Below are 17177 nucleotides of genomic sequence, written 5' to 3' on the forward strand. Positions count from 1 at the left end.
CACTGTCCCCTCCCCTACCTCAAATACCTATTTTATTACAGGTTCATTGGACTCCACTATATTAATGCCACTCTTTTATTTCAATATTTGCAGGATAATTGGCGACGATCCTAACGGGACAAGGTCCTGTCCCTCTGTCCCCCGCCGTTACCTTTATATGACGATAGAATAAACTGTTAGCATTGCATTACTAGGAATACGGTAATGCTTTTGAAAATAAACTTTAATGTAAACAATTTTGCACTTTTTGTTTAACTTCACTTCAATTTGGAAGTGTTTATTTTCATTTGAACAAAACGTTCACTTTCTTTATTCCGTTAAAGCTTCACTCAACTATCCTTTCATATTTGTTTGTAATACTTATTGGAAAAAACGCAACTTCCTTACTTGGCCCCAATATGCCAAGTTTTTCTCATTCGGAAAAAAATATCCTTTAATTAATGCTCGAATAGTATGTTAGCGTCGTATTACAAAACGGGACAAAGTCCCTGTCCCCCCTGTCCCGTAGAGAGGAGATAGAGTCAATGAGTCGAAAAAAAGTAAAGCCTGCCGCTATGCGCGCACGGCCGTTAGATGGTAGAGGTCAAATGTGTTTTACCGAGGAGGAATGGGAGGAACGGGAACGGAATCGCCAACGTGGCAAAACGAAAGAAACAGCTACAACAACCGGTTCTCCTCGTGAGTTTAAGGGAATTTTTGTCGGTGTTCTCCGTGAAGCTGTAGACACGATTTTTCCTGGTGCAAAACAGGCCGGAGTGGGACGCTTTATTCTTCAAGCATTACGAACGGCCAACCAGGAGGACATTGAGACGTATGAAGATGGGATCGAACAAGTTGAAAAATTAGCAAGATCCGCGTTTGGTAAATCATTTCTTAATTTACCCCAGACAGATAGAACAGCTATTCTCCAAAAGCTAGAGGGGACAGAGTTTTTTGAATTACTTAGAGAGCATACGATGCAGGGGATGTTTGCTGATCCGAAGTATGGTGGGAATCGTAATATGATTGGATGGAATTTAATCGATTATCCAGGAGCTAGATTTCACCCTATTACCCACATGAGCCGAGGCTGGGTCACAGACGATATTGTTAGCTTGAGAGGAGATGTCAGAAAGAACAATGGTAAAAAAATATGATGCAGATGTTGTGATTGTTGGTTGTGGTTGTGCAGGAGGAATTATTGCTAGAGAGCTAACAGACGCTAGACTTCATGTTATCTCATTAGAACGGGGACCAGACATTAGCTCCAAACAATACGCCATGGATGAGTTAAAATTCCCCATAAGGAATAAAGTACTATGGGGGCCGCAGGATGAACCTCGTTTTACATGGCGGTCAGACGATAGGAAAACAAGAGAAAGAGTTGTAACAGGCTGGAATGGTTGGGGACCTGGTGGAGATCACCTCCATTGGGGTGCCCAATCTTGGCGGTTTCAGCCCGCTACCTTTAAAGCGAGAAGTGTTTTCGGGCAAGTAGAGAATGGGGCGATGGCAGATTGGCCAATCTCCTATTATGACTTGGAGCCACATTATCAAAAGTTTGAAGAACGGATCGGTGTAAGTGGCGATCATACGAAGGATCCATTTCATCCACCCCGTCCAAAGGGCTATCCTATGCCTCCCACAACACCTAGCTATGCAACGAGACACTTTGTTGAAGCTTCCCGTTCCTTAGGCTACGATCCATTTCCAGTTCCGGGCGCCATTAATTCCGTTGATTATGATGGTCGCCATGCATGTGGCTATTGTGGTTTTTGCCAAAGCTACGGTTGTACTGTGGAAGCGAAAGGGGATGTCGGACTTACAGAAATACGGAAAGCTAGGAGGAATCAAAACTTTGAAATTCGCTTTCATAGTCGAGCATTCGAGGTGACGGTTGACGAGCATGGCCGTGCGGAAGGGGTGAAGTATTTTGATAAAAATAGAGAGGTACAGCATGTTACAGGTCGCCTTGTGATCATTGCAGCAAATTATTTGGAATCTACCCATTTGATGCTTTTATCAAAATCGAAAAAATTTCCTAATGGAATAGCCAACAACGGAGGGCAGGTTGGCCGATACTTCCATATGCGTGACATTACCCAATTGATTGGGGTCTTCGATGAACCGATGAATTCCTTTATTGGTCCTACACCAAGATGGGCTGTGAATAGATTCGCCGACGATAATTTTTCTCCAAGGGAGTTTGGAGAGGATTTCGTCATGGGTGGCAATATTACTGGTGCCGATCAGCATGGCCTTGCAGGTCAGCCTATCGAATTTACAGGGGCGCCAACTCCAGATGGCATTCCTAACTGGGGCGAAAAATATAAACGTTTTATAAAAAAAGCATATACACACCATTACAATAGTCGAATCTATTTAACAGAACCTCCTCAGGACGATAAGCACATTGATTTAGACCCTAAAATAAAGGATTCATTCGGCTTGCCAGTCCCTCGTGTTACCTTCGATTGGCACCCACAAACGGCAAAACAGCTCGCCTTTTTACGTCAGCGGGCCTATGAAATTTATGAAGAGGCAGGAGCACTCCACATATGGGGGGCTGAGCTAGGAAATCCTTGGGCACTGAACAGTCACGCTGGTGGAACCACGAGAATGGGAGAAAACCCAGCTGAATCCGTTGTGAATCATTTTTGCCAAACACACGAGGTGGATAACCTCTTCGTCGTTGGCAGCTCTTCTTTCCCAATTATCGGTGCTTACAATCCAGGGGAGACAGTAGGAGCCTTAGCCTATTGGGTAGCAGCGTTCATCAAGCATGAAGCGAAGGTCGGTAAGGTGATAGGGTGATTTGATAATTGTTAGATTTGTTCGTTGGTTCGTTGGGTTAATTTGCAGGTTCATCAGTTCGTATGGGGGATTGTTAGGTTGAAAGGGGGTGGTCGGTTGATAGGTTGATTGGAGGTGACTAGGTACTCGGCGAAGGTCGCTGGTTAATTTTGGTTGGCTGGGGCGACCGGCTGCTGATGTTTTTAGCAAATTAGTATTTGTATTGAAGCTGAAAAGTCTCTCAACTTATAAGCTTCATTATTTTTGGTTAGCTTGCTGAAGTGAAAATGGTGATTTTGGAAAAACTCATGGGAAGCTTATTGAACTTCCTCTCCACGTTGTTAGGTTGAGATGGCACAGTTCAAGGTTCTTTTCCCATGAGTTTTCATATGTTTGCTACTGGGTTTTATTTGTGCATTCTACTTGTTGTCTACCGTTCAATCTCATTGTGGTGCATGGATTACATCTACGACACGATTACTTCCCGCTTCAAGTTTTCAAAGCCAAAACGATCAATGAATTTGGCTATTCTTTCACGTTTTCTCCCGTTATTTCGGTAAATTGCTAGGACCCGATCAACTAATTCAAACAACTCATCAGGTGACAGTTTATCCTGGAGAAGAATCCCCGTTCTAGCATCCTCCCCAACCGCTTTTCCTCCTACATACAGTTCGTAGTGATCATCCCGCTTGATAACGCCAATGTCATTGATCAGCGGCTCACCGCACGCATTCGGACACCCTGTATAGGCAGGACGAAGGGTAAATGGCACTTCTTGCCCCGCAATTCGTTTATTTAATTCAATTGCAACGGGCATCCCTTCTTCCTCTGCACCTTTACAAAAGTTACATGTACGAAGGCTTTTCACATAATTCCCCACCTTATAAACGGAAAACCCTACCGCCTCTAATTCGGCCGTTGCTTCCTCCAGCTTCGATTCCTCCACCCTTATGATCATTTGTTGAAATGTTGTGAGCTCTATTTCCGAATCCTCGTCTAAATATGTTCCCAACGTAATGAGCTGCTTCGGTGTTAGTTTTGCGCCAAAGCCTACACCACCGTTTACTGCTAATGGTATCATTTTTGATGTTTCCATCCTCCGAAATCCCCCTTTTTTGTTAAAAACTAAGCTGAAACTGCTAAATGTTGCTCCTCTACTCATTTAAGTCTTCTTGTTTTATTATTATATGATACCCCGGTATAGTATTCAAGTGTTGTGTGATCGAAATATAGCTGATGATATAGTGAATATTTGTTAAGATTTTAAGCAGGCGTTTGTTTCAATAGGGGATTTTTGTGTTTACTCACGGTAATGAGGTGGTCGTTAGTCGTGTTTATGATGTCTTTTCTGTCAGAAGGTAGCGCCAGCTCCTCTAAATAACAATTATTTGCACGACCAGACTACTATTTTTCCGCATTTACTTTTTCTATGAGCAGGTTTTGCCGTTCTATGAGCCACTTCACAACTTCTATGAGTCCCCCCTTTTTTCATCATCTTTCACACCTTCTATGAGCATCCCCCCCTTTTCATCATTTCTCACACGTTCTATGAGCTACCTCACCCCCATCTTGACAACTTCGAAAGTTAGGAGTAAATTACGATTAGAAATAAAAAAACAAATAAATAATTTACCTTTTGATCGCTGAATCTTTTTTAGAGTGGAGGAACCAAATTTGGCGGAATAATCGAATGAAAGGAATCATTTTATTCGATATTATTCGTTTTAGCTTTGTTTTTAACGAATACATTTCGTCTTGGGGTGAATCTTATTAGAAGAAGGGGTACTCTCATCCCCTAACCCGACAGCTAACTTCGCAAGCGTGCAGGGAGAAAGGTCTAGTTACTGGACCCTTCTTTGAAGAGGTCTTTTTTATACGTTCATTTATAAAGTTTGCTTCGTACAATCACTGAGGTGGTGTGCGAAGCTGATTTATAAAACCGACTGTATATTATTCAACTACGACTATTTTTCATTTTTAGCGAATCAATTGGCTAGTTTTTATGTTTGAGGGAGATGAAACGAATGGCAGGAAGTAGAAAGCAATTTGTCGTTATTGGTTTAGGGAGATTTGGGGGAAGTATTTGTCGCGAGCTAGTAAGGATCGGACACGAAGTTTTAGTTATGGATAAAGATGAGGCAAAAGTAAATGAGTTTTCAAATATTGCAACTCACGCCGTTGTAGCGAACTCTACAGACGAAGCCACTCTAAAATCGTTAGGCGTCCGTAACTTTGATTTTGTAGTCGTAGCTATTGGGGACAATATACAAGAAAGCATTTTAACAACGTTGTTACTGAAAGAAATGGGCATTGCGAACGTTTGGGTAAAAGCAAAAAATGACTATCATCATAGGGTTCTCGCGAAAATCGATGCAGACCATATTATCCATCCAGAAAAAGATATGGGAAAACGTATTGCACAGCAGCTTTCTGATGATAAAATAATAGATTTTATTGAGCTTTCCGAGGAATACAGCATTGTTGAGCTCGTAGCAACAAGTAAATTAGAAGGAAACTCCTTGATTGAGCTCGACATTCGATCAAAATATGGAGTAACGATACTAGCTGTGAAGAATGGTGATAATATCGATATTTCTCCAGAACCAATGTATGAAATTTCCAAGGGGGATTTACTCATCGTCATCGGCCATAACAAAGACATAAAACGCTTTGAAGATCAGGCAATGTAACGATGAAGCTAATAAATCCATTTCAACGCTGGCGGTTTACTCCACCACAAATTTTAGCACTTGGTTTTGCAGCAGCGATTATCATTGGGATGCTCCTATTGAAGCTCCCTTGGAGTACAACAGGTGGAGTTTCATGGATCGATGCCCTTTTTACTGCAGCATCAGCTACAACCGTAACTGGATTAGTTGTAGTAAGTACTGGCACAGAATTCACCATCTTTGGGCAAACCATCATTATGATCTTGATTAAAATTGGTGGATTAGGGCTCATGACCTTTGCTATTATTACTATTTTAATTTTAGGAAAACGAATTGGATTGCGAGAACGTGTTTTGATTCAGGAGGCACTTAATCAACATTCCATCGGAGGCGTTGTTAATTTAGTAAAAATACTATTTATTTTTTCCATCACAATAGAATTCATTGCAGCTGGGATCCTCGCCTTCAAGTGGGTACCTGAGTATGGCTGGAGCTATGGCCTTTATACAAGTCTATTTCATTCTATCTCCGCCTTCAATAACGCAGGATTCAGCTTGTGGGATGATAGTTTATCTGCCTATGTTAGCGATCCAATAGTGAACGTAACGATTACGCTATTATTCATTATCGGCGGAATCGGATTTACCGTACTATATGATGTTATGACAACAAGGAAATTTCGCCACCTAGCCCTTCACACTAAAATAATGTTAGTCGGCACTCTCTTCGTGAATGTGGTTGCAATGCTTGTGATTTTCGCATTAGAGTTTTCTAATCCGTTAACTTTTGGACAGCTAACCACGGTAGAGCAATTGTGGGCATCCTATTTTCAAGCTGTTACACCAAGAACCGCCGGGTTTAATACAATTGAAACTGCCGATATGACAACAGGATCCATCGTTTTTACCCTTCTTCTTATGTTCATTGGGGCTGGAAGTGCTTCAACGGGAAGTGGCGTGAAGCTCACCACATTTCTTATCATTATGTTAGCTGTCATCACATATTTACGGGGAAAACAGGAGCCTGTTATTTTTGAACGACAAATTCACCATGACATCATCAATCGGGCTCTCGCCATTGTGGTCATAAGCATGGCCATGATCTTTATTTCTATTTTAGGCCTAAGTATTACGGAAAACGCCCCATTTATCTTAATTGTATTTGAAGCATTCTCCGCTTTCGGAACGGTTGGATTATCCATGGGATTAACGGGTGAGCTTTCTTTTTACGGAAAACAAATCATTATCGTCTTAATGTTTGTTGGCAGAATTGGTCCACTCACATTAGCCTTTGCTTTAGCCAAATCATCAAAGTCACGTATATCCTATCCAAAGGGCGACGTGTTTACTGGGTAATCTAGCAACTACCATATCACTTTGTTAAAATACAGCAGAAGATGATTAGAAAGTTGCATTGGGGGCAACTGGGGGCAAGCAGCCCCCTCCTCGCTTCGATATAATTAACAAATGCCCCCTACCTTTCTCCACCTCCGTCTTTGTACTATCCTAGAAATTTTTGGTCCCCACATTTGGGTAATCACAATATTCAATTATCGTACCATTCGTATCAGCAGGATTTAAGTAGATTAACCGTCGACCGTGCTTGTTTGTCCGTAATGTATCTTCCAGCACACCAATTCCTTTGAACTTTAACTCTTGTAACGCTTCATCTAAATCATCCACTCGATAGGCTAAATGATGGACACCTTTTCCTTTTTGCTTTAAAAATCTCGCAATAGGAGAGGTCGTGTTGTTTGTAGGTGCAAGCAATTCCGTTCGTGCCCCATTCACATCCATGACCGCAATCTCACTTTCCACCCCAACTGCCTCACTTTTGTAACGATCAATCAGCTTGCCACCTAAAACATTCGTATAAAATTGAATACTATCTTCTATATTTCTAACTGCAACACCAATATGGTCTAACGTTTTCATCATGAAATCAATAGTCTCCTTGTACTTAGAATAGATATCCTATTTAAATGTCAAAACCCGGTTCTTCCCATTACATTCCTCATTCTCAGCTATATAATCAAGACAGATATCATGATATACCTATACGTTTTTTTCCCTATTTTTTCCCTGGCACCTAAGAATAATCCACATGGTCAAACCGGAAATCCCGGCGGCGAGCAACGTCATTAGAAAGAAAGTTGTAAAGAAGTTCGCACTTATGGTAAGGATCTCAACGTTATTGTGAACCAATATAGTTTTAAAATGATGAACGACAACCGCCGAAACAAGCCCATAGCTAACAGCATAGGCCAACAAAAGCCTCCATTTCAGATGACCACTATCCTTCACCACACTTGCCAGTCTCCGTCCCCAATAATAATGCCCCCCAAAGACTACCACTACACAAATCATGGATACAACAGGATGTACACCAAATTTTTCCCCAAAACCACCAGAAAAAATCATAGCTACCTCGCCCATTAAGGTGATCGGAATAAAATGAACAGCGGCAAAATAATGAATCCCTAGCTGAACCCCAAGAAGGACAGTTGGAGAATCATATAGAAGCTCCGCCCCCCTAGCCTGTAACGGAACACCGCCATTGAACATCGTTCCAATCACAAAGACGATAATCACAATAACCAAGGTGCTAATTGCCGCCAGCACACCTGGCACCGCCCCATTCGTATAGTCGTTCACCGACCGAAGCCTGGACCCTGCACGCCACTCCTTTGATCTCGTCCACATGCCAGAAACATAACTCATAAATCCAGTCAAAAAACCAACGATAAACGCCTCTAAAGCAGAATATGTTTTAATCAATTCATATTGATAACCCCAAATAGAAATGGTCCCCGTGGCGCTTTGGTCCAAGGCAAACAACAAAAGAATGACACCTAACAGACCTCCAAATAAGATCGATTGCCGCACTTGCTCCAGTAAACCCCAGCCATTTTTCTGTTGACTAATCCAACCAGCAACGGAGATGATAGCAACCACTAACATAAAATACACCCAATTTGTAAATTCCATCGACATCCCAGTTTGATCATAAAAATATAAATCCGCAAGCTGCACCGAAGGGAAAACACCAAACACCATTAACAAGTTATCCACGAACGTAAACCAACCCAAAATCTCATTTATTAACGTGAATGAACTGATTGGCGCCAGCACCTCCATTATATAATGTGAGTCCTTGCTAACATTGCGCTGTTGGAGGAGGCCCACCACCACAAACAACACCACCAACGTCCCGATAAAGAACGGCAACCCCTTTTTAACTTCCTCTTTAGTAAAACTATAGACAAACTTTTTTGCAGCCAGCAATCCTTTACCAAACTGGTAAGTACCACTCTTCAACCCACTATGCGTACTCGTATCACGTTCGCCTTCGTTTTTACTATTTGCTTTATCCTTTTCACCCATAAGCCGTTCCCCATTTTCATTCATGTTTGAAAACAAATTTCTAAACCCATTTTGAAACTTTTTTCTTAGACACAACAACGACCATATTGTGTTAGTTGTCCCGACTAAGTTTTTTTGAAAATACACCTTTGATGAATTTTTTTTAAAATAGTTTTGCTTCATTCTTTATATTGTAAAGGAAGCTTCTCATTTTTTTCCACAATCAGCAATCAAATCAAATAGAGACGGAGTTTTTTTTAAGAATCAAGGCTTATTTTTTTATTCCAGTCAAACAGATTTAACCTTATATATATACTTTTACGAGTTTTTGAACGGAATCTAACGAAATAATGTTAAAATATGTATATGGATTTGCGAACAAAGCGAGTTAAACAAACTAGGATCATTGTTTAAGAAATCGTTAGCACATTTTTTTCCACAAACAAAAAAGTATGGGTGTATAAAACGAAACTATTAAATGGGTATATACAGAAAGAAGGCTTTAAGTGGTTATGTACAGAAAGAGTCTTAATTTCATCATAAAGAGAGGTGTTTCACGTGCATTTCGAATTTGGAAATTTTGGAATCTCACTTCCCCCTTTACACATGACAATAATCGCAATAGTCATTATTTTCTTGTTAGTAAGATGGAGTAAACAACTAGAAACAAGACGCTTTACAATCTTCTTCTACTTTCTGATTTGCACTATCATCGTTCCACTTTTTTCCACCATTACAAAAAATGGTTTATTTGAGTTATGGATACCCCTGGGATTTATTATTGTTTTCTTTCATTTGTTCCGTAATCCAAGAAACCATCCATCAAAAATGAAAGCGAGTAGTTTAGGACTTAGCATAGCGATATATCAGATGATTCTCCAATATCAATAAAGCTATAATTATTTTTAATTTTGGCTGTAAAAGTTTTGCTATACTTAGGTCTGTTAGTCAATAAATAAAAATGGCCCAATTAAATCGGAGCCATTTTCTTTATGTTTTATATGTCCAAAATTAGGGTGCAAAAATAGTTGGTAAATTCGCTATACTTTCGATTTATGATTTATTTTTTTCGCCAACGTTTACGGAAAATCCCTTCAAGTGTGCTAATGTGCTGTACTTGTTATTTAATTCTTCTTGCCCCTAGGTACCTTTGGCTCCAATACGTGTTGCTTAGGCTTGTAATGGTTACTCCCCTCGTGGAGTCCGTATGGATGAATTGGTTATTTCCAATGTAAATTCCGTTATGAGACGGACCTGCTTTATACGTTTCAAAGTAGACGATATCCCCTACTTTCGGTTTTGATACAGAGACGGTTGCGTTCCATTGGTCAGCTACTGTTCGGGGAAGATGAACACCATTTTTTTTGAAAAGATATTGCACGTACCCGCTACAGTCAAAGCCACGACTAGTCGTTCCACCCCAAAGATACGGGGTCCCTATATAACTGCCAGCGTCAGCGATTAAATTGATGGCATTAAAAGCTGAACTTGAGGAAGCCTTCGTTTGGGCATCTGATAAATGAATGGATGACACCTCGTCTAGCTTGTTCCACGTTGCTTGACTCACAAAGCCATCTGCAACTAATCCCCACTGCCTCTGAAACTGAATCACGGAATTTTTCGTAATATCGCCAAAGTATCCTGTTGGCTGAACGTGAAAATGCCCTAAAATCTGCAAACGATATTGCAGCTCCGTTACCTCATTCCCTCTGCTACCAACCTGTAATATTGGAACATTGGATACAGCTTTCACCGATGAATTCGAACTAGAGGTGGACGAAGATGTGGAATTGGAATTGGTCGACTTACTGTTCGTTGTCGTTTGCTTTGTCGTTGTCTCCTTGTTGGATTCCCTTGTAATAGCTCCTTCTAGTGCTTTTATTGTTTGTGGATTCGCAATTCCATCCACTTTTAACCCTGTGCTACGCTGAAAACTACGAATCCCATCTCGTGTGATTGTTCCATAATAACCGGTTGCTTCATGATAATTGAAATGACCAACATGCATGAGCATTTGCTGTAATGTTTTCACGCTGTTACCTCGGTTCCCCTCCCGGAGAGTAACACTGCTTTTTGCCAAATTTGATGCTGCTGTCACTAAGGATGCAGGTGCAGACGCAGACAATTGGCTCCCAACATTCACACTGGAAGTAGCAGTAGTTGTAGAATTTGACGTATTCGCCGATCCTTTCGAGCCAGTATTGGTAGTGGTAGTGCTTGAACCGCTATTCGTTTTTACTGTAGTTGATGTTGCCTGAATGTCTTTATTTATTGCCTCCAGTGTCGTCTTACTAGCTACACCATCAACCTTTAAGCCACGCGCCTGCTGAAAGCGACGTACGCCAGCCTCTGTTATAGTCCCGTAATAGCCTGTTGCTTCATGGTAGTCGAAAAAGCCTGCTTTTTTCAGGTACATTTGCAATTTAACTACTTCTTCTCCCCTTGACCCAATTCGCAAAGCTCCACTTGTTTTTAATTGCTGCAAAGATTGACTTTGACTGCTTGCGGAAGCAGTTGCTGTGCTGTTCCCATTAGATGTAGAGGGAGCAGCTGTCCCTGATGTATTTGTCGATGTAGAGATGGTGCTATTTTTTAATGCAGCAAAGGTGGTTGGCCCAACAATGCCGTCTTGTTTTAGATTGTTATCCCGTTGAAAATCTTGAACGGCCTTTTTTGTAATATCCCCAAAGTAACCGGTTGCTGTGTGAAAGTGGAAGTACCCCTTTCCTTTTAACTGTTCTTGTAAAATAACGACATCTTCATTTTTCATTCCAAAATATAAGGTTTGATCTCCAAAAGCCGCCTCCGATATGGTCGGTGCTCCTAGAAAAACACCTGTAGCTGCAGCAGTTGTGACAATTGCTGTTCCAATTTTTGATTGAAAAACCATGTCTCCACCTCTTTCAATTATTCTGTTGTTGTTGGATGTTTTTATATTTATTGGTTGATTGATTTATCTGTAATTTGTTGTTCACTAAAAAGAACAATTTATTATAGTTTATTTTATCAAGTTTATATAAAAACAAAGAGGGACTATTCTATACGTTTGTATGATTTTGTATATATTTTCTTTTTATTACCAATTAAAGAATGTGGACGAAAGGAATGTTGAGGTAGATCGTTAAATAGCAGAATTGATCCACGCAAAAAAGCTAGTGAATATCTCACTAGCTTTTTCATCATTTATATTAGGGGAGTAAATGATTGTCACAAAATTGTCAGGAACCTGTTCCCTGACAATTTTGTGAATGGAGGAAAGGTGGTGGCAGCCAAGCTTTCCTCCTATATATAGAGTCAACATGGCCTGTGGCTAATAGACCATGGACCTAGTATAACATTGCTTCATCGAAAGAGAGCCATTGGTAATTAACCATTTCACTCTCTCTCTCCACATAACCATTATATGAATGAACTTACCTTTTGGAACTGCGTTTTCAATATTTAATGAACATTATTAACGATTGTCTCGTTGTCTTACCATTTCATAATGCTCACGATTTACTAACACATCACCAAGACCATCTTCGTCAACTAAGTTATGACCATATCCCATTTCTTCGGTGAATCCATTATTATTGTTATTATTTTGACGGCTATTTCGATAACGTTGTTGCTCTTCTCGATCAATGTCATTATCTAGACCTCTGTTCTGGTCTCTTCCGTCAAGATCACCGTTCATGCCTCTTCCATTAAACCCATCATTGCCTAATCCACCGCGATTGCCATGGGTATCAATACCATCGCGATTTAAGCCTCTTCCATTGAAGTCATCGCCAGTGTCATAACCACGATTTAATTCGCGATTATTTTCTGTTGGATCAAACATCGGATCAACAATGTTATCATCATTCGTTGTTCCACAACCAGACAATACCCCAGCCGCAAGAACACCCGAAAGCAATGATAAATACATCTTTTTCTTCATCTGCTCTTCCTCCTGTTGTTTGATAGTCATTTATCATTTTGCGGAATCCATTAAGCTGAATTCTTATGACTTATCATGACCCAAAGAGGAAGCTTTTATTATTTTTTGTCAAAATTCATGTAAGAAAACGATGACCATTTATTGGATATAGAAAAAGAGATGATCACGCTAGCTGCTTAAGCGAATGGCTTAACCTCCAATTCCTCCATCATCAATGTTAGGCTGTTGTGGCGGATCGTCATAGTCCCCACATGCAGTAACCATTCCAAAGGCAAATGCACTAGATAGTAATATTAGAAATAGCTTCTTCTTCATGAAATTTTCCTCCTTAACATAACGTTTGGTTAGAATTATTCATTCAAATAGCTATGATACACAAATTAAACAAAATTTGACGGTGGTTGAGACCTTTAGCTAGAAACACTTAAGCTTTAGCCTCCAATGCCTCCATCATTAATGTTAGGCTGTTGACCAGGGTCATTTTCAATGTCACCACATGCAGTAACCATTCCTAACGCGAAAAGACTAGACATCAGAATCAACATTAATTTTTTCTTCATACAACAAGCCTCCTTTTTTCGGTGCCAGCTTTTGGTGCTTTTTTTGGTGCCTGACACCTAATTTCCCGCCTCATAAGAAGAGAAAAATCATCTATATGAAAAGGGGAATTATTCTTTCTGCAAAGAATATTCACCCTTGTTGACGCGAACCACAGTAGATTATTTCGTAGTGTCTGGCCCCTGCTTAGTCACCTTTAGTTTCAACAGTGATTCTAACAGCCTTATTTCACCTAAACAATGGTTTTAAACCTCTTTTTATTCTTTTATAGATTATCTCACAATCATTACACACATTTTGATATTGTCGTTTTTTATCTTTATTGTCGTAAAAACCCAAGAATGATTTAACTATAATCGTTAGAAAGCTTTTACTATAAAACAGGTGGAACTCTACCTAGTAGGGGCTCCATCGTTCTCCAACATACTCCGCCGTTTAACCGAGGGTTTTTGTACCCGATCTAGCTGTACCCGGTTCCTTTTACCCTAGTTCAATCTCCATTCTCCCCCCTATTCGATCGTTGAATCGGGGCAGATTGAATCTGGTCTAGTCGAAGCAGGTTAAGCTTGATTCGAATCTCAAATGTCTTATCTTCTGCTAACTATAATTTCCGAATTTCGCCTTTCATCTCAATATCTCATTCAAATTAAAGTTTTAATTCGACACCACAAGTTGTATTATTTTAGGGAAAAACCATATTTCCTAGGAAATATGGTCTTTAAAGTAGAAATCACATGTTGTTTTGCAAAATAAATGTTAAACAAACGTTTATTTAAGGTACAGTTAGACAACTTTCCACCTCAATTCAACAATATTATGACAATGACTGATAATCTCTTCATAAACTCTCATTACATTTTTTGCAAAAATAAAATAAGGACCGCCAAATTAATGGTGATCCTTATGCGTTAAAAATTTTTTGTCATTATACAGGGCATTCATTACATATATCAAAAAGTTGTTCAACTTCCCTTGCAGGTAGAGGTTTATTAAAGAAGTAGCCTTGTGCGATATCACTTCCTTGTTCTTTTACAAACAAAAGCTGCGATTCCTTTTCAACTCCTTCACATATAACAGAAAACCCTAACTGCTTTGCCATTTGTACAATAGCCTTTACTAAGGCTACATCTTTTCCTAATTCTTCACCTTCGATATTTTTCAAAAAGGCTTTATCTATTTTTACAGTATCAATTGGAAATTGAATGAGCTGACTTAATGAAGAATAGCCAATCCCAAAATCATCTAATGCTATTCTGACACCTTTATTTTTTAGTGCTATTAATTTTTCTAACGCGTCATCCACATCATTTAAAGCATAATTTTCCGTAATTTCAAGACTGACTTGGTGAGGGTTTATTCCAGTGTTATTTATAATGTGAATAACTCGACTTGCAAATTCGGCATCGTCAAACTGTTTTTTTGAAACATTAATAGAAATGACCATATCATTATAACCTTTCTCATTCCACTGCTTCAATTGCTCAATAGCTTTTTTCATAACGAAATAATCCATCTCTACAATGAGACCCAATTCTTCTGCTTCATGAAGAAATTCGTTTGGTCCTAATACTCCTTTAACGGGGTGGTTCCAACGAATTAATGCCTCAAGACCATAGGGCTTCATCGTATTTGTATTCACCATTAGCTGATAATGAACATCAAATTGACACTTTTCCAAAGCAAGTCTTAAGTGATTGCCTAAGACCAGTTGCTTAAATGCATTCTCTTTAATGCTGTCATGAAAAAAATGAAAATTATTTTTCCCTTCATCTTTAGATGAATACATTGCAGTATCGGCATTTTGAATGAGAATATCAGAATGAATTCCGTGATCCGGATAAAAACTAATTCCAACACTTGCCGTAATATAATACTCTCTTTTTTCGATAAAAATAGGGTTTTCTCGTTGGTATCTAAAAAATTGTTCGATATATTGAATTACTTTTTTCTCTGTGCTCCCATCTTCTAATAAAATGAGAAATTCATCACCACCAAAACGTGACACAATATTTTTTTCACCAAAAATATATCGTAATCGGTTCCCAAAATCCTTTAACAGAATATCGCCTGCATGGTGTCCTAATGTGTCGTTAATTAGCTTGAATCGATCTAAGTCTAAAAAAAGTAAAGCAAATCTATTATGATGTTCGGCATCCTTTAACTTTGTCGTTAAGATCTCTTTAAATTTTGTCCTATTAGGTAAGTTCGTTAACAAGTCATAGTGGGCAAGATAGTCAAGCTTCTGTTCCGCTTCCCTCTGATCTGTCATATCTCTTACTGCACCAATATAAAAGGAATCGTGCTCCTTGTTTTCATTTATTTGAGTGATGGTTGTATAGGAATAAATAAGTTCTCCATTTTTCTTGCGATTGACTAACTCCCCTGACCAAGATCCATGATCTTTAATATTGCTCCACATTTCCTCATATATATGCTTTTCAGTGTTTCCAGAGCTTAAATAATTGGGGTTTCTTAAATGTAATTCTTCCATTGTATATCCCGTCATTTTTTCAAATGCAGGATTGGCAAAGATGATCTCCCTATTACTGTTCGTAACAATTAACCCATCATTTGTTTGATAAAACATTTGTATTACATTATCGTAGTCGCTTATGAAATTTTTAAACTCTTGATTCATTTACGTGGTAAGGAATGATATATGATAAAAACCATAAGAACATCAATATACCTTCCTTTCCATCCCCCCTAAACAATAAATTTAATAAGCGTATTTGTCGATTTTTCATGTACTTTGTTGTCAGAAACATTATAACAGGTATAAATTCTATGTACAGAAGTATGTATTACCAATGTTTAATAATTGTATAATTATAAAAGACCTACTGACGATATGCCAAAAAAAAAAACAAGGACCAAATGTGAACAAATTTTCACACACATGGTCCCGTACAATTTTGTGTCAGTTTTACTTTTTGTCGTCCAAGGCAAACATTAGCTCCGCTTCAGCAACAGTTTTTCCATCCACAGATGCAACTGCCTTCCCTTTTCCAATTTTCCCGCGAAGCCTTGTCATTTCAACCTCTAAACGTAATTGATCCCCTGGCTTCACCTGTCCTTTAAAACGACACCCATCAATTCCTGCAAAAAAAGCTAGCTTACCTCTATTTTCTTCCTTCTTCAGCATAGCAACTGCACCAACCTGTGCTAACGCTTCAATGATTAATACTCCTGGCATTACCGGGTAATCTGGAAAGTGGCCGTTAAAAAATTCTTCGTTAGCTGTTACATTTTTCAACCCTACAGCTCGTTGCCCTTCCTCCACTTCTAAAATACGATCCACTAATAAAAAAGGATATCGATGTGGAATAATTTCTTTTATTTCATCAATTGAAAGTGTCATATTTATGACCTCCTCATATATGTAGGTTACAATCCCCTATTCATCATTAGTTTACTTTTTTTCGAAGCTTGTTACAAGTGGAATTTACCTTTGTTTCATTATAAATGTTTCTTTCTTTGACTAATAAGTCTTTCTTGATCCTTATTGGCTGGTACTATTCTTCCTTTATGTTAGACCATCATGCAAGTGGAGATTTGCATCTTGAGGGATGGAAATTATTTCATAGTGAGTTCATTCGTTACTGGCGACAGCTTTCCTCGGGCAATGCCTCAGCCTCCACACTTCGCACTAACGTGCCGAATTGTCGGGTCTTCACCTATTGCTTTTCCCGCAGGAGTCGTCGCCCTCCACTACTGAACCTGTGTATTTTCAGGGTAGACCACCCATGCAAGTTAAACTTGCACCATGGAGGATGAAAATACTCATCAAGTTGGATCATCCGTTACTGGTGAATCAATTACGTCTAAGGGCAGCCCACGTCCTGTGGGCAACGGTGTAATCCTGCCATCCTGGCTGCGTGGGCACGGCCT

Annotated in this window: 13 protein-coding genes and 1 riboswitch; of the genes, 4 read left to right on the forward strand and 9 right to left on the reverse strand. The window is 39.4% G+C overall.

Features of this window, described 5'->3' with window-relative positions; all coding sequences use genetic code 11:
- Positions 1–524: 524 nt before the first annotated feature.
- Complete coding sequence (locus tag QA612_RS07170) at positions 525–1136, forward strand: gluconate 2-dehydrogenase subunit 3 family protein (protein WP_278283106.1); 612 nt, start codon at positions 525–527, stop codon at positions 1134–1136.
- Positions 1120–2793, forward strand: coding sequence for a GMC family oxidoreductase (locus tag QA612_RS07175; protein ID WP_278283108.1), 1674 nt, complete (start codon positions 1120–1122; stop codon positions 2791–2793). The genes QA612_RS07170 and QA612_RS07175 overlap by 17 nt, the downstream gene beginning before the upstream one ends.
- Positions 2794–3238: 445 nt before the next feature.
- On the opposite strand, the gene QA612_RS07180 is transcribed toward QA612_RS07175, so the two are convergent.
- Positions 3239–3868: an NAD(P)/FAD-dependent oxidoreductase gene (locus QA612_RS07180; protein ID WP_278283109.1), complete on the reverse strand. Its 630-nt coding sequence runs from the start codon at positions 3866–3868 to the stop codon at positions 3239–3241.
- Positions 3869–4403: 535 nt separating this feature from the next.
- Positions 4404–4608: riboswitch (cyclic di-AMP (ydaO/yuaA leader) on the forward strand.
- 188 nt (positions 4609–4796) lie between these two features.
- On the opposite strand from QA612_RS07180, the gene QA612_RS07185 reads away from it, so the two are divergent.
- Together QA612_RS07185 and QA612_RS07190 are read left to right on the forward strand one after the other, a co-directional pair.
- The gene (locus QA612_RS07185) at positions 4797–5462 is read left to right on the forward strand and encodes a potassium channel family protein (RefSeq protein ID WP_278283110.1); all 666 of its coding nucleotides are present in this window, start codon (positions 4797–4799) and stop codon (positions 5460–5462) included.
- 2 nt (positions 5463–5464) lie between these two features.
- The gene (locus QA612_RS07190; RefSeq protein ID WP_278283111.1) at positions 5465–6796 is read left to right on the forward strand and encodes a TrkH family potassium uptake protein; all 1332 of its coding nucleotides are present in this window, start codon (positions 5465–5467) and stop codon (positions 6794–6796) included.
- A gap of 150 nt (positions 6797–6946) precedes the next feature.
- Here the strand turns inward: QA612_RS07190 and QA612_RS07195 are convergent, their stop codons facing one another.
- The 8 genes from QA612_RS07195 to fabZ form a co-directional block, all read right to left on the reverse strand.
- Positions 6947–7378, reverse strand: a complete 432-nt coding sequence (locus QA612_RS07195) for a VOC family protein (RefSeq protein ID WP_278283112.1) — start codon at positions 7376–7378, stop codon at positions 6947–6949.
- Positions 7379–7495: 117 nt separating this feature from the next.
- Positions 7496–8824 carry a hypothetical protein gene (locus QA612_RS07200; RefSeq protein ID WP_278283113.1) on the reverse strand — a complete coding sequence of 443 codons (1329 nt, stop codon included), beginning with the start codon at positions 8822–8824 and terminating at the stop codon, positions 7496–7498.
- A 1099-nt stretch (positions 8825–9923) separates the two neighbouring features.
- On the reverse strand, positions 9924–11693 hold the full coding sequence (locus QA612_RS07210) for a C40 family peptidase (protein ID WP_278283115.1): 1770 nt from the start codon (positions 11691–11693) through the stop codon (positions 9924–9926).
- Between the two features lie 564 nt (positions 11694–12257).
- On the reverse strand, positions 12258–12728 hold the full coding sequence (locus tag QA612_RS07215; RefSeq protein WP_278283116.1) for a hypothetical protein: 471 nt from the start codon (positions 12726–12728) through the stop codon (positions 12258–12260).
- Between the two features lie 189 nt (positions 12729–12917).
- Positions 12918–13043, reverse strand: a complete 126-nt coding sequence (locus QA612_RS07220) for a hypothetical protein (RefSeq protein ID WP_278283117.1) — start codon at positions 13041–13043, stop codon at positions 12918–12920.
- Between the two features lie 116 nt (positions 13044–13159).
- Complete coding sequence (locus QA612_RS07225; RefSeq protein ID WP_278283118.1) at positions 13160–13288, reverse strand: hypothetical protein; 129 nt, start codon at positions 13286–13288, stop codon at positions 13160–13162.
- A gap of 923 nt (positions 13289–14211) precedes the next feature.
- On the reverse strand, positions 14212–15873 hold the full coding sequence (locus tag QA612_RS07230) for a sensor domain-containing protein (protein WP_278283119.1): 1662 nt from the start codon (positions 15871–15873) through the stop codon (positions 14212–14214).
- Between the two features lie 339 nt (positions 15874–16212).
- Positions 16213–16647, reverse strand: coding sequence for a 3-hydroxyacyl-ACP dehydratase FabZ (gene fabZ, locus QA612_RS07235; protein WP_278283120.1), 435 nt, complete (start codon positions 16645–16647; stop codon positions 16213–16215).
- Between the last annotated feature and the right edge of the window lie 530 nt (positions 16648–17177).

This window comes from Evansella sp. AB-P1, from assembly GCF_029688925.1.
In the GTDB taxonomy this organism is placed as follows: domain Bacteria; phylum Bacillota; class Bacilli; order Bacillales; family Salisediminibacteriaceae; genus Evansella.

Bases quoted from the DNA above. Each gene is read 5' to 3' on its own strand.
- QA612_RS07190 (WP_278283111.1), top strand. From the start codon at position 5,465: ATGAAGCTAATAAATCCATTTCAACGCTGGCGGTTTACTCCACCACAA.
- QA612_RS07230 (WP_278283119.1), bottom strand. From the start codon at position 15,873: ATGTTTTATCAAACAAATGATGGGTTAATTGTTACGAACAGTAATAGG.
- QA612_RS07215 (WP_278283116.1), bottom strand. From the start codon at position 12,728: ATGAAGAAAAAGATGTATTTATCATTGCTTTCGGGTGTTCTTGCGGCT.
- QA612_RS07170 (WP_278283106.1), top strand. From the start codon at position 525: ATGAGTCGAAAAAAAGTAAAGCCTGCCGCTATGCGCGCACGGCCGTTA.
- QA612_RS07195 (WP_278283112.1), bottom strand. From the start codon at position 7,378: ATGATGAAAACGTTAGACCATATTGGTGTTGCAGTTAGAAATATAGAA.
- QA612_RS07210 (WP_278283115.1), bottom strand. From the start codon at position 11,693: ATGGTTTTTCAATCAAAAATTGGAACAGCAATTGTCACAACTGCTGCA.
- fabZ (WP_278283120.1), bottom strand. From the start codon at position 16,647: ATGACACTTTCAATTGATGAAATAAAAGAAATTATTCCACATCGATAT.
- QA612_RS07185 (WP_278283110.1), top strand. From the start codon at position 4,797: ATGGCAGGAAGTAGAAAGCAATTTGTCGTTATTGGTTTAGGGAGATTT.
- QA612_RS07175 (WP_278283108.1), top strand. From the start codon at position 1,120: ATGGTAAAAAAATATGATGCAGATGTTGTGATTGTTGGTTGTGGTTGT.
- QA612_RS07200 (WP_278283113.1), bottom strand. From the start codon at position 8,824: ATGGGTGAAAAGGATAAAGCAAATAGTAAAAACGAAGGCGAACGTGAT.
- QA612_RS07180 (WP_278283109.1), bottom strand. From the start codon at position 3,868: ATGGAAACATCAAAAATGATACCATTAGCAGTAAACGGTGGTGTAGGC.
- QA612_RS07225 (WP_278283118.1), bottom strand. From the start codon at position 13,288: ATGAAGAAAAAATTAATGTTGATTCTGATGTCTAGTCTTTTCGCGTTA.
- QA612_RS07220 (WP_278283117.1), bottom strand. From the start codon at position 13,043: ATGAAGAAGAAGCTATTTCTAATATTACTATCTAGTGCATTTGCCTTT.